The organism is Mycobacterium sp. Marseille-P9652, from assembly GCF_902652685.1.
GTDB lineage: Bacteria > Actinomycetota > Actinomycetes > Mycobacteriales > Mycobacteriaceae > Mycobacterium.
The window spans coordinates 74,132-86,362 of record NZ_CACRUY010000005.1 but is presented as its reverse complement, the minus strand read 5'-3'; the positions used below and the strand labels follow the sequence as shown (position 1 = coordinate 86,362).

Below are 12,231 nucleotides of genomic sequence, written 5' to 3'. Positions count from 1 at the left end.
GATTCAGCGTCCATCACAGAACCGGCACAGAATAACAGTTTTACCAGCGGACTTTCGGCGATCCGCTAGCCTGCCCAGAGGTCACCCGCGCACGAAGCGGCCGCAACGAAAGCCATGCCATTGAGCCCCGATCCGGTCGAGTCAACCCGCGGTCTGCTCACCGAGTCCGCCGCGCTGCGCCACGGTTTCCTCGACGTGCTCGGGGAATCGACGAGCGCTCCGGTGCCGACGTTCGCCCAGCGCGCGATGAACAGTCCGTTCGTCGCGACCGTCTACGAGCGGCTGTGGCGCCCGACGTCGTTCTACGTCGCCAGCGGCGTCACCACCGGCGCCGAACAGCGCCGCGCGGCGACGGCCCTGCGCCTGTCGACGGCGCGGCGGCTACTCGACGTCGCCTGCGGCCCCGGCAATTTCACCGGGCCGCTGGCCGAAGAGCTGCCGGACGGCGGCCTGGCGGTCGGGTTCGACATCTCCGAGCCGATGCTGACGCGCGCGGTGCACGACAACAGCGGGCCGCGGACCTGTTACGTGCGCGGCGACGCGCGCAGCCTGCCGTTCGCCGACGCGACGTTCGACGCCGTCTGCTGCTTCGGTGCGCTGTACCTCATACCCGAACCGTTCGGCGTCGCCCGGGAGATGGTGCGGGTGCTCCGGCCCGGGGGGCGCATCGCGATCCTGACGAGCTTCGCCCCGGACCTGCCGCCGGTCCGGTACGCACTGACCTCCGGCGCGCGCGTGATCGGGCTGACGATGTTCGACCGCCACGCGTTCGTCGACCTGTTCACGGGCGCCGGCCTGGGCGACATCGAACAGCAGACGCAGCGCGCGCTGCAGTTCGTCGCGGCCACGAAGCCGCAGGGCGCCGGCTAGGACGCCGCCTTGCAGACGGCGAGCAGGCGGACCACCGGCGTGCCCGCCTCGAGCTCGACGACCCAGGGGCGGCCGCCTTCCGCCGTCAGCGTGACCATCACCGGTCGTCCGGCGCGCTCGGACATCTGTTTGCAGTCGACGCGGAAGAGGCGGTAGTCGCCGTCTTGCGGCATGGCCAGGGAAAAGCCGGGCCGCACCGATTCGACGGGAATTCGTTGCAAGTAGTACTCGGTATGCATGCATCGACAGTAGAAGCGGCGCGCGGCGATATTGATAGCGCCACGCCGGTCTTCAGTGAATATTCAGGCAGTTATTGGGCCGGCATCAGCGTCGCGCGAAAAGCCCTGCGCCGCTGGTGGAGACGGTGGGCGCGGCCGATGCCGCGCAATCTAAATTTGCATTGAGAATTTCTTGACAGCTCGAAATCGACTGGTATAAATGGCGACGTTTACGGCGTATTCCGCGTCGGATCCAGAAGGAAGTCGACGATCACGGTGGCCATGTCGTCGATCGCCCGGCGGGCGATGACCTCATAGCCGTGCGTGCTCAGCGTCGGCAGGCACAGCAGCCCCGCGCGCGGCGTCACGCCGTTGGCCTTGGAGTGCGACGCGTCCGACTCGAAGGCGCCCAGCACCGCCGCCTGCGGGGACAGCCCGCGGTCGGTGGCGATCTGCATCAGCCGGTCGGCCACGTCCTTGTCGTAGATGCACAGGGCGTCGCTGTAGCCGACGATCGGGCCGCCGCTGACGGTGGTCGCGTACTCCTGCTCGGTGGGTCCGACCTCCAGGGCGAGCGTGAGGCTGCCGGGCAGCGTGGCGCTGGCATAGGTTCCGCCGACACCGCCGATCTCCTCGCTGGTGGTGAACGCCAGAAAGACGTCCTCGGCCGGACGCTGGCCGCCTTCGCGCAGTCGGCGGGCGGCACGCAGCAGGGCGGTCGCGGCGGCCCGGTCGTCGAGAAAGTAGCAGCCCACGTAGTCGCCGAACTCGACGAGCGTTCTCTTGCTGCGGTCGACGCACACCCGGGTGCCGGGCCGCACCCCGGCGGCGTCGAGCTCCTCGCGGCTGCGTCCGGTGAAGACGTAGACGTGGCTCCAGTCGAGCGCCTGGTCGCCCTGATCGGGCTTGGTCTGCCAGATCCGCGGGCTCTCCTTGGTGGTGTGCTCGGACCCGAGGGTGAGCACCGCGGTGAACGTCTCGTGCTCCCCGAGCACCGCGACCGGGCCGAGGCCGAAGTTGCCGGGATACATGGTGCCCAGCTGCGTGACGTGCAGCGAGCCGTCGGGCTCGACCCGCTTGACGAGCATGGACAGCTCGTCCATGTGCGCCATCACCCGGGTGGCGCCCCCCAACCCGGCCGTGACGGTCGACCGGTGATGCTGATCGTTCGTCATCGCTGATTCGTCCGCGGCGATGTAGCCGATCAGGTTTCCCGCGGCGTCGATCCAGATGTCGTCGACGAACGGTTGCAGTTCGCGGGCGCACACCTGCCGCACCGCTTCCTCCTGGCCGCACGGCCCGTAGGCCCACAGCAGTTCCTGCAGCAGGCCATCGGTGGAGTCGGCCATGGGTTCCCTTCCCTTCGTCGCCGTGCGGACACCGGCAGCAGTACCCCGAAAGGCGGGGCGCGACTCGTCGTGGGTGCATGGCCGCCGCCGCGCGCCTACTATGCCGCCATGCCGATTCTCGGGAACGCGGTCGCGGTCGCCGCGCAGGTGAGCAGGTCGATGTCCAACGCGCTGCGTCTGCAGCTCACCACCCCCGACGGCACCGAGCTCGCGCACGCGCAGCAAAAGGGCGGCGCCGCTGTGCTTCTCGGGTTCAAGAACGGCGGCAAAAGCGACTACACCCTGACCGGCGCTGCGGGCGACGAACTCGCGATCGCGGTGGCCTCGACGACCACGGTCGCCAGCCAGGGCAGGCCGGTGGGGCGCATCGCCCCGGCCGACGGCGCGGCGCGCATCGAGGACGGCGCGGGCGCCGTGCTCGCGGTGATCCGTCCGCACACCGGGTTCAAGGCGGACTCCGCCTGGCGGCATCCGATCCTCTCCCCCGGCGGCGACGAGATCGGGGTGCTGACGTTGATGACGGTGCACACCGGCTGGAGTGACATCGAGTCCGACGCCCTCAACCTGATGTTCAACCGCAACGTCGCAAGCCTGAAGGCGCCGTCGGCGGGCGCGTTGCTGCAACTGCGGGCGCCGGTGTCGGCGCAGCTCGGGGATCTGCTGGCCGCGGCGTGCGTCGACTTCTCCGTGCTGCCGCGGGGGTACATCGCGCCCTAGATGAGGGGCCGTCGGCCGCGAACCGACGGCCCGCACACACGCGAGGATCATCCGGTCAGAAAAACCAGCCGGAACGTACCGATCTGCACCTGATCGTTGTTGGCCAGCACCGTTGAGTCCGCCGGTTGACGGTTGACGTAGGTGCCGTTGAGGCTGCCTACGTCGACGACGGTCCAGTTACCCTCCTCGTCGAGGCGGAACTCGGCGTGACGGCGGCTCACGGTGATGTCATCGAGAAGAATGTCGCTGTCGGGATGGCGTCCCGCCGAGGTGACTGGCTGATCGAGGAGAAATCGAGAACCGGCGTTAGGGCCACGTCTGACAATCAGCAACGCCGACCCGCTCGGCAACGCTTCCGCGGTCTCCGCCACGGGTGCGGCCGAACCGTCTTCGACATCGTCAAGAAGCTGGTCGCCGAAGTCTGAAGTGGTTTCCCCGACCGCTTCAGTCAGTCTTCGGTCGTCGTCGCGGTTCATGTGTTGGTTCCACCGCTCGCCCGGTTTGCATCGCGCCAGCCCACCTGGACGGCTCCTCGTACTTGGGCATATCAAAACCCGTAAGCAAGCAATACCCGGGTTCTGGCGGTTCTACGCCCCGGGCGACCTGACCGACTTTTCAACCCGTCATTGAGAACCGTTGGTGCATCAATGTGAAGCTCAGCACGCGGTTCCACAGCCCGTCGAGGGCCGTGCGCTCATCCGGGGTGCGCTCGGGCAGCGAGGCGAACAGCTTGCGGACCGCGGCCGCATCGAAGATCGGCTGCTCGTCGAGCAGCCGGGAGGCGAAGACGTCGCCCATCAGCTCGAGCATCGCGTCCTCTTCGCCGACCTTGGCGGGCGGCGTCACGAACGGGTGCTTCTCGCGGTTGTAGACGGGCTCGATCAGCACGTCGCGCGTCGCCTCCCGCAGGACGTGCTTCTCGCGCATGCCGTTGATCTTCATGTGGATCGGCAGGCCGGCTGCGTACTCGGCGACGCGGTGGTCGAGGAACGGGAGGCGGCCCTCGACCGAGTGGGCCATCTCCATGCGGTCGGAGAGGAAGGTCAGGATGAAGTTCGGCAGATGGATCCGCGACCAGAGGTAGAGCGCCTGGTTGAGTGGATCGCGGCCCGCGAGCCGCTCGTCGACCGGCAGCCGGGAGAGCGTCAGCTCGTAGGGATCGATCCCGGCGACGCTCTCGGCCATGCCCGCGCTGAAGAACTCGGTCGCCTGCGCGCCCGTCGCGCCGAACGTCTTGATCCAGGATGGAATCCAGCCGAGCCGGCGCGCGACGGTATCCAGCTGCGGGATCGGTGCGTCTTCGGTCGGGGTGAGCATCGGCACGGCGCGGTTCGAGCTCGACTCCCGCATCTCCGCGAGGAGCTTCGCGACGATCTCGGGTTCCTGGCTCGCGCTGTTGTAGAGGAGGACGTCCCGGCGAAAGGGCGCATAACCCGCGAGCATCTCGTCCGACCCCTCGCCCGTGAACACCACCTTGATGCCCGCGTCACGCACCGCGCGCGACAGGAGGAATTTCGCCACACCGTGGGCGTTCACAAACGGCGTCTCCGCGTGCCAGACGGCGTCGGAATACGCCTCGGCAAGGGCGCGCGGGGGCACGGGCACCGGGTGAAAGCTCGATCCCGAGCGCTCGGCCTGCGCACGCGCGAACCCCGACTCGTCGTAGGCCGCGTCCTCGAAGCAGAGCGTGAACGCGCGGATGGGACGGTCCAGGTGCAGCTGGGCCAGGCCCAGCACCGAGCAGGAGTCGATCCCGCCCGACAGATAGCTTGCGACCTCGACGTCGGCGATCAGGCGCTCGCGCACGGCGTCGTCGAGCACGTCGCGGAAGCCCGCGACGACCTCGGCGTCGGTCCGGTCGTCGGCCGCGATCTCGGCCGCGGTCGGAAATTCCAGGTCCCAGTACGGGTAAGTGCTCACCTCGCCGTGTTGCGCGATCGCATAGTGGCCCGGCGGAACCGAGTAGATGCCGTCGAAGACCGAGCGCGAGTGCGGGCGGAAGTGGAAGCATTCGCCGAGCACCGCCTCGCGGTTCCACCGCGCGGGAATGCCGAGCGCGAGCAGCGCCTTCACCTCTGACGCGAAGTACACGTTCCCGCGGTGCACGGTGTAGAAGAGCGGCTTGATCCCGAAGCGGTCGCGGATTGCGAGCATCGCCCGGTTGCGGCGGTCGGCGATGACGACCGCGAACTCGCCGCGCAGGTGGCGCGCCATGGTCATGCCCTCGCGCAGGTAGAGGTGCAGCGCGATTTCGCTGTCGGATTCGGTGGTGAACGCGCAGCCCTCTGCGCGAAGGCGGTCGCGAATCGCGCGGTATCCATAGAGCTCGCCGTTCACGACGATCTGGACGTCACCGGCCGCGTTGGCGATCGGCTGGTCTCCGTTGTTCAGTCCGATGATCGAGAGGCGCGTGTGGCCGAGGAACCAGCGCCGATCAGGCGACATCCATTGGCCGACGGCGTCCGGGCCCCGGTGGTGGAGCGTCTCGAGCGCGCGGTCGACGCGCTCGGGGTCCGCCGCGTCGCGAAGCAGACCGGCTACGAATCCGCACATGGTCGCCTCCCGTCAGGGCGGGGGGCCAGCCCCCGTTCGGTCGGGATCATCCTGCCCCACCGGGAAACGCGGGTGTAGGCAATTCACCACCTGGGCCGACGGGGCAACCAGTTCTCTCAGTCCAGCAGCATCGGGTCACGTCGCAGCTCGCGGCGCGACATCGCCGCAAAGAGGCCAGGGAACGAGGTTTTCGAGAACAGCGCCCCAAACTGCGCGGCCATGCGAGCGTCCATGGGCCGTCCGCCTCCGGCCACCGCCACCTCCCAGGCGCGGCGGCAGCGCCACTCGAACGACATCGCGCGCAAATACACTTCCTGCACGCTGGAGCCGAGCACGATCACGCCGTGATTGGCCAGCAGACACACGTTGGCGTCACCGATCGCCCTCGCCGCCGCGGCCGCATTGGCGGGATCGTTGACGGGACCGTCGTATTCGGAATAGACGGCGACGTCGCCGCCGTACTGCGCACCCGTTTGGTCGAAGATGTCCGGCGCGCGTCCCAGGTCAGCCCAGATCGTCGACCAGCGGGGGTGGTTGTGAACGGCAAACGTGATGTCACCTCGCACGGCGTGGATGGCTAGATGCAGCGTGATCGCCGGTGTGACCGTCCACTTGCCTTCGATCTCATTGCCCTGGGCGTCTATCCGCATCACGTCGCTGGCCCGCAACTCGTCCCAGGTCAGGCCGAAGGGATTGACCAGCAGTGTTCCGTCGGGCTGCTTGTAGGTGATGTGTCCCGCCAGGTGATCGTCGTAACCCTCCGAGAACAGGCACCGTGCGAGCAGCGCCAACTCCTGCGCCGGTGTGAGGTCGGGCAACGGCGGCGCGATCGCCTTGGCCGCTTCGGGGCCGGTTTGTCGCAGCGTTTCAACGGATCCCATGGATCACCCCCGGGGTTCGGCCGGTCAGCATCCGCATCACGGTAGCCATGAAAGCTAATAATAACTATTTTATAGAAATAGGGGTAAGCGCTGTCCGATCCTGAGCCGCGTTCGGGACGCTGAACCGGCTCGAAGGAGGGAACATGACGGAGACCGAGCTTCCGGAAATCCCGCCGATCATCTCGGTCGACGACCACGTCGTCGAACCCCCTGACCTGTTCCTGCGTTGGTTGCCCTCCAGGTTCCGCGAATCCGCACCCCATGTGGTGAGCCTGCCGTGGGAATACCACCCCGAGGGTCGGCACTGGCCGTTTCGGCCCGCGGCCGACGGCCCTCACACCGACTTCTGGGCTTTCGAAGATCTGCGGGTCGTCATCTGCGGGGCAACGGCGTGCGCGGGTAAGCCGCCCGCGGAGATGAGCAGCGCCCCAGTGCGTTTCGCGGAGATGCGGCGCGGTTACTTCTCGCTGCCGGAACGGCTGGCCGATATGGACACCAACCACGTCGAGCGTTCGTTGTGCTTCCCCACCTTTCCCCGGTTCTGTGGTCAGACGTTCAACGAAGCACACGACAAAGAGCTGGCCATGGCATGCGTGATCGCCTACAACGACTGGATGGTCGAGGAGTGGTGTGGCGACAGCGGCGGACGCATGATCCCGCTCTGCCTCATCCCGTTGTGGGACCCGCGGGCCGCCGCGGCCGAGATCTATCGCAACGCTGCACGGGGTGTACGAGCCGTGTCATTCTCGGAGATGCCGGCGGCGATCGGGCTGCCGAGTATCCACGACGCCAAGCGGTATTGGGATCCCGTCTTCCAGGCATGCGACGACACCGGCACCGTGGTCTGCATACATATCGGTTCGTCGTCGCAATTCCCGACGAGCTCCCCGGACGCCCCACCCGCTGTCACCGTTTCGCTGACCAACCTGAATAGCCAGATGGCGCTTGCCGATTGGTTGATGTCGGGGGTGATGGCGCGGTTTCCGCGCCTGAAGATGGCGTTGTCCGAGAGCCAGATCGGCTGGATGCCCTTCCTTCTGGAGCGGATGGACCGCATCTTTCACCGCAACACCGCGACGGATCGGTTGGACCCCTCCATCACCCAACCGCCGAGCAGCTACGTCCGCGGGCGGGTGTACGGGTGCTTCTTCGCCGACGACTTCGGTGTCAAAGTGCGCGACTACATCGGCGTCGATCAGATCACTTTCGAAACGGACTACCCACACAACGACTCGACGTTCCCCAATTCGCGCGCCTACGCGCAGAAAGCGCTCGAAGGTTTATCCGCGGAGGAGATTTACAGGATCATCCGGGGCAACGCCATCGAGATGCTCGGCTTGCCTGAGGCACTGCCGACGGTCCCGGTCTGATTCTCAAAGCACTTGCCGGCTGGTCGAGACCTAATCAGGACGGGTGCGGCCGCTGCTATACCGGCTTGCGGTCAGTGGCGCCAAGCTAGGCCGTCAGCTCCACATCCTCGCCCCAACGCAACCGGAACAGGGGTCAGCCGGTTCGCCCGGCCATCCGCCGCTTCTCATTAGCTGATTCGCTCAAAGTGCCGACTCCAGGATCTTCAGATCACTCAATGAACTCCCGCGCTGCGGTGCCGCCGTCCTTCTGCCCCCCAATCCCTCTGGGACCGACGCGCACGGCGCGGTGACCGCGGGCAACGCCCCGGAGCGACCGGGCGACCGTCGGGCAACGGCAGGATGATCCCTGCGTGCAGGCCATAGGCCGCGCTGGACGGCGACCACTTAAAGGTACGGCTGTGCCAGAAAGTTGCGGAATCGATACCCGATCGCTAACTTGGTCATCGGGGGGATTCACGTCACACGTACGGGCCGATGTGGCGCACATCCCAGTGGCAGGGGAAGCGGTCGCACGAGTTTGCGGCCGCCTGTGACAAAGGATTAGCTCGTTGTCAGGAACTAAACGGGCCGTTCGGCCTGTAAGTCTGGTGCCCGCAAACAGCACTGCGCGCCCATTGACCGCGGAGCAGCGCGCTTGGACCTCCGAAGCGCTATGTCGCCGAACCGATCCCGACGAAATGTTCGTGCGCGGGCCCAAACAACGCGAGGCTGCCGTCCTGTGCAGGCAGTGCCCGGTGATACGGGAATGTTTGGCCGACGCGCTCGACAGCAAAGTCGAGTTCGGTGTCTGGGGTGGCATGACTGAGCGCCAGCGCAGGGCTCTGCTCAAACAGAACCCCGGGGTTGTGTCGTGGGCGGATTACCTGAAGAGACGCAACGCCCGATCCGTCGGATAGCAGCATTCCCCTGAGGCCGACTCGACGCCCGCAGGAGCATGAGTCAGGGCAGGCGGCGAGGGCGCCATTCCTGTGGAGCTAAGGGGATTCGAACCCCTGACCTACTCGATGCGAACGAGTCGCGCTACCAACTGCGCCATAGCCCCTGATCGCTAGCAGGCTACCAGCCGCGGGCCCAACCGCCGAAACGTGACTACTGCCCGACGGCCCGTGGCAAGTCCCGCGGCCAGCCGCCGTAGGCCCGCATCGCCGCCACGTCGTCCAGGTGCTCGAAGATCGGGTCCTCGTCGTCGATCTCCAGCACCACGGCGCCCGGGCGCCGCAGCCGCGACGGCACCACGTCGTAGTCGCGGTCGTAGGCGTTCTCCACACCGAGCCGCGCGCGGGCCATCCGCTGCATCCGGCGACGACGTATCCGTTCCTCGATGCGCGTCTGCCGGCGCAGGTAGGCCAGGTACAGGACGGTCACCGCGGTGGCGGTGCCGCAGAGCCACCACGCGGTCGGTGAGACCTCGAACGCCGCCGTCGCCGAGCCGACGAGCACGACGGCCATCACCATCAGCACGCGCTTGCGGAACGCGTACTTGCGGGCGTCGATCGCGGCGGCCTTCTTGGGGTCGAAGCGGCGCCGCCGCGAGCGGTGGGGCACGTTTGCCCAGGCGCCGTCGTCCTCCTCCGCGTGCTCGTCGGCGTCCGCCTCGGGCTCCAGGCCGGACGAGTCGTCGACGTACTCGTATTCGTCTGCGGCCGAATCGTTTTCGTCGCGACCAGAGTCCTCCTCGTCCACCGCCACCAACGCGGAGTCCGCCTCGCTGGCCGCCGCAGGCAGGGCCGCCGAGTCTTCGATCACGTCGACGTCGAGGTAGTCGGGCTCCGAATTCTCGGGCGCCGCCATCTTCATCGCGACCGGCGCCCGTTCGTCGGAGTCCGTGGCGGCGTCGGCAGCGGCCGCGGCCCGCAGGTCCTGAGTTTCGGCGTCGGCCAACTCGTCGTCGACCGGCTCGTCCTCCGGCTTCCAGTTCGGGTCGCTGCGGTGCCCGGCCGCCGGACCGCTGCGCTTGATCAGCCGAGACCCGGCCCCGCCGTTGAGAACCCGCGTCGCCAACGCCACGTCGCTGGTGCGCCGCACCGCGTCCCGTTTGCTGATGAGCATGGGAACCAAGACGAACAGCCAGAGCACCACGAGCGATATCCACAACAGCGATTGCGGGATGCTGGGCATGTGACCTGCTCCTTACTGGTCCCGGCTCCCCGCGAGGCCGATTGGTGGCAGGGGCGGCCGGGTCGTGTGACCAGCACAATTACACACCTGTAATTTGCCTCTCACAAGCACCACTCGTCACTCGTGTCGCGGCAACCACAGCCCGGACGACTACGCCCAGCGCGCGTGCCCGGCCCGGACCAGCGACGACGCCACCGACCCCTGCACTTCCTCGGCCGTGATCGCCATCAGCAGGTGGTCCCTCCAGGCCTTGTCGACTTCGAGATAGCGCAGCAGCAGCCCCTCCTGCCGAAAGCCCACCTTTGCCAGCACGGCCCGGCTGGCGGCGTTCTCCGGGCGCACGGTGGCCTCGACGCGGTGCAGCATGACCGGTCCGAAGCAGTGGTCGAGACCGAGCGCGAGCGCGGCGGTCGCCACGCCAGCCCCGGTCGCCGACTTCGGCACCCAGTAGCCGATCCACGCCGACCGCAGCGCGCCGTGGGTGACGTTGCCGACGGTCAGCTGGCCACAGAACTGCCCGTTGAGCTCGATGACGTACGGCAGCATGCGCCCCTGACGCGCCTCGGATCGCAGTCCCGAGCACAGCGCCGGCCACGCGGCCACGCTGTGCCGGATGGTCCAGTCACCCTCGGCGCTCGGTTCCCACGGCTCCAGGTGCGCGCGGTCGGCCAGCCGGATCCGGCTCCACTGCGCCCCGTCCCGCATGCGGACCGCGCGCAGCCGCACCACGCCCGCCGGGACGCGCAACGATCCCACGTTCTGCGGCCAGCCGGGATGACGGGAATTGGAACGCAACAGGTTCACCAGCGTGGACAACGGTCCCCCTCAGCCGCGCTGGGCCAGGAATGCGACGTCGACGATCTCCCCGGTGCGGATCTGCTCGGCGCCGGTGGGAACCACCACCAGACAGTTGGCCTCGGCCAGCGTCGCCAGCAGGTGCGACGCGCCGGGGGCTCCCCCCAGCGCCTGCACCAGATACTCGCCGGTCTCCTGGTCGCGCATCAGCTGACCGCGCAGGTAGCCCTTGCGCCCGGCGACCGACGTGATCGGCGACAGGGTGCGCGCCTGAATGACCCGGCGCATGGGCTGGCGCTTGCCCAGCGAGAGCCGGATCAGCGGCCGGACCATGACCTCGAACACCACCAGGGCGCTGACGGGGTTGGCCGGCAGCAGAAACGTCGGCACGCCGTCGCGGCCCAGCTGCCCGAACCCCTGGACGGAGCCGGGATGCATGGCGACGCGGACGACTTCCATGTCGCCGAGGTCGGAAAGCACCGACCGCACCGCCTCGGCCGCCGCGCCCCCGACGCCGCCGGCGATCACGACCACCTCGGCGCGGCTGATCTGCCCCTCGACGATCTCGCGCAGCTCCTTGGGGTCCTTGCTGACGATGCCAATGCGGTTCACCTCCGCGCCGGCATCGCGGGCCGCGGCGGCCAGGGCGTAGGAGTTGACGTCGTAGACCTGCCCGTTGCCGGGGGTGCGCGAGATGTCGACGAGCTCGCCGCCGACCGCCATCACCGACACCCGCGGGCGGGGATGCACGAGGACGCGCTCGCGCCCGACCGCCGCCAGCAGCCCCACCTGCGCGGCGCCGACGACCGTGCCGGCGCGCACCGCGACGTCCCCGGGCTGCACGTCGTCCCCGGTGCGGCGCACATAGGCCCCCGACGGGGCCCCGCGATAGATCCGCACCTGCTTCGTCCCGCCGTCGGTCCACCGCAGGGGCAGGACGGCGTCGGCGAGCGTGGGCAGCGGCGCGCCGGTCTGCACCCGGACGGCCTGGCGCGGCTGCAGCCGACTCGGTGTCCGCGCGCCCGCCTCGATGGTCCCCATCACCGGCAGGACCAGGCCGTCGCGCGCGTCCTCACCGGAGCCCGAGTCGTCGACTGGCGCCGGCAGCCCGTCGACCCCGACCTCGCCGACACCGAGCACATCCACGCTGCGGACCGCATAGCCGTCGATCGCGGCCTGGTCGAACCCGGGCATCGGCCGCTCGGTCACCACTTCCTCGGCGCACAGCAGGCCCTGCGCCTCGGCGATCGCAACGCGGATCGGCCGCGGGGCGACCGCGGCGGCCGTTATCCGGGCCTGTTGCTCCTCCACAGAACGCACAAGCGAGCCTCTCTGCCCTCCATAAGCCCTGACGGGCGTA

12 protein-coding genes and 1 tRNA gene are annotated in these 12,231 nt (G+C 68.2%); 4 read left to right on the top strand and 9 right to left on the bottom strand.

The window, feature by feature from the left end:
- The first annotated feature begins 114 nt into the window (after positions 1 to 114).
- A complete protein-coding gene (locus tag GPY60_RS05015) occupies positions 115 to 870 on the top strand; it encodes a class I SAM-dependent methyltransferase (protein WP_156686534.1) in 756 nt (251 codons plus the stop codon).
- Here the strand turns inward: GPY60_RS05015 and GPY60_RS05010 are convergent.
- Both GPY60_RS05010 and GPY60_RS05005 read right to left on the bottom strand, forming a co-directional pair.
- Positions 867 to 1,109: a hypothetical protein gene (locus GPY60_RS05010; RefSeq protein WP_156686533.1), complete on the bottom strand. Its 243-nt coding sequence runs from the start codon at positions 1,107 to 1,109 to the stop codon at positions 867 to 869. The two genes, GPY60_RS05015 and GPY60_RS05010, sit on opposite strands and share 4 nt — an antisense overlap.
- 209 nt (positions 1,110 to 1,318) lie before the next feature.
- On the bottom strand, positions 1,319 to 2,437 hold the full coding sequence (locus GPY60_RS05005) for a M20/M25/M40 family metallo-hydrolase (protein WP_156686532.1): 1,119 nt from the start codon (positions 2,435 to 2,437) through the stop codon (positions 1,319 to 1,321).
- A gap of 108 nt (positions 2,438 to 2,545) precedes the next feature.
- Here GPY60_RS05005 and GPY60_RS05000 point away from each other — a divergent pair, with 108 nt between their 5' ends.
- Complete coding sequence (locus GPY60_RS05000; RefSeq protein WP_156686531.1) at positions 2,546 to 3,154, top strand: hypothetical protein; 609 nt, start codon at positions 2,546 to 2,548, stop codon at positions 3,152 to 3,154.
- A gap of 47 nt (positions 3,155 to 3,201) precedes the next feature.
- Here GPY60_RS05000 and odhI read toward each other — a convergent pair whose 3' ends face one another.
- The 3 genes from odhI to GPY60_RS04985 form a co-directional block, all read right to left on the bottom strand.
- A complete protein-coding gene (gene odhI, locus GPY60_RS04995; protein WP_156686530.1) occupies positions 3,202 to 3,630 on the bottom strand; it encodes an oxoglutarate dehydrogenase inhibitor Odhl in 429 nt (142 codons plus the stop codon).
- A gap of 139 nt (positions 3,631 to 3,769) precedes the next feature.
- Complete coding sequence (gene asnB / locus GPY60_RS04990) at positions 3,770 to 5,707, bottom strand: asparagine synthase (glutamine-hydrolyzing) (RefSeq protein ID WP_156686529.1); 1,938 nt, start codon at positions 5,705 to 5,707, stop codon at positions 3,770 to 3,772.
- A 116-nt stretch (positions 5,708 to 5,823) separates the two neighbouring features.
- Positions 5,824 to 6,525 carry a class II aldolase/adducin family protein gene (locus GPY60_RS04985; protein WP_197283532.1) on the bottom strand — a complete coding sequence of 234 codons (702 nt, stop codon included), beginning with the start codon at positions 6,523 to 6,525 and terminating at the stop codon, positions 5,824 to 5,826.
- 206 nt (positions 6,526 to 6,731) lie between these two features.
- Between GPY60_RS04985 and GPY60_RS04980 the strand changes: the two genes are divergently transcribed.
- Positions 6,732 to 7,958 (top strand): amidohydrolase family protein, encoded by a 1,227-nt coding sequence (locus GPY60_RS04980; RefSeq protein WP_156686527.1) that lies wholly within the window; start codon positions 6,732 to 6,734, stop codon positions 7,956 to 7,958.
- Between the two features lie 548 nt (positions 7,959 to 8,506).
- Positions 8,507 to 8,854, top strand: coding sequence for a WhiB family transcriptional regulator (locus tag GPY60_RS04975; protein WP_156686526.1), 348 nt, complete (start codon positions 8,507 to 8,509; stop codon positions 8,852 to 8,854).
- Between the two features lie 73 nt (positions 8,855 to 8,927).
- On the opposite strand, the gene GPY60_RS04970 is transcribed toward GPY60_RS04975, so the two are convergent.
- The 4 genes from GPY60_RS04970 to glp all read right to left on the bottom strand — a co-directional run bounded on the left by GPY60_RS04970 (position 8,928) and on the right by glp (position 12,191).
- A tRNA-Ala gene (locus tag GPY60_RS04970) sits at positions 8,928 to 9,000 on the bottom strand.
- 47 nt (positions 9,001 to 9,047) lie between these two features.
- Positions 9,048 to 10,076: a divisome protein SepX/GlpR gene (gene sepX / locus GPY60_RS04965; protein ID WP_156686525.1), complete on the bottom strand. Its 1,029-nt coding sequence runs from the start codon at positions 10,074 to 10,076 to the stop codon at positions 9,048 to 9,050.
- A 150-nt stretch (positions 10,077 to 10,226) separates the two neighbouring features.
- A complete protein-coding gene (locus tag GPY60_RS04960; protein WP_197283542.1) occupies positions 10,227 to 10,880 on the bottom strand; it encodes a GNAT family N-acetyltransferase in 654 nt (217 codons plus the stop codon).
- A gap of 21 nt (positions 10,881 to 10,901) precedes the next feature.
- Entirely contained in the window at positions 10,902 to 12,191 is a 1,290-nt protein-coding gene (glp, locus tag GPY60_RS04955; protein ID WP_156686524.1) for a molybdotransferase-like divisome protein Glp, read from the bottom strand.
- Positions 12,192 to 12,231 lie beyond the last annotated feature (40 nt).

Coding starts and splice junctions, on each gene's coding strand:
- GPY60_RS05015 (WP_156686534.1), top strand. CDS start 115: ATGCCATTGAGCCCCGATCCGGTCGAGTCAACCCGCGGTCTGCTCACC.
- GPY60_RS05010 (WP_156686533.1), bottom strand. CDS start 1,109: ATGCATACCGAGTACTACTTGCAACGAATTCCCGTCGAATCGGTGCGG.
- GPY60_RS05005 (WP_156686532.1), bottom strand. CDS start 2,437: ATGGCCGACTCCACCGATGGCCTGCTGCAGGAACTGCTGTGGGCCTAC.
- GPY60_RS05000 (WP_156686531.1), top strand. CDS start 2,546: ATGCCGATTCTCGGGAACGCGGTCGCGGTCGCCGCGCAGGTGAGCAGG.
- odhI (WP_156686530.1), bottom strand. CDS start 3,630: ATGAACCGCGACGACGACCGAAGACTGACTGAAGCGGTCGGGGAAACC.
- asnB (WP_156686529.1), bottom strand. CDS start 5,707: ATGTGCGGATTCGTAGCCGGTCTGCTTCGCGACGCGGCGGACCCCGAG.
- GPY60_RS04980 (WP_156686527.1), top strand. CDS start 6,732: ATGACGGAGACCGAGCTTCCGGAAATCCCGCCGATCATCTCGGTCGAC.
- sepX (WP_156686525.1), bottom strand. CDS start 10,076: ATGCCCAGCATCCCGCAATCGCTGTTGTGGATATCGCTCGTGGTGCTC.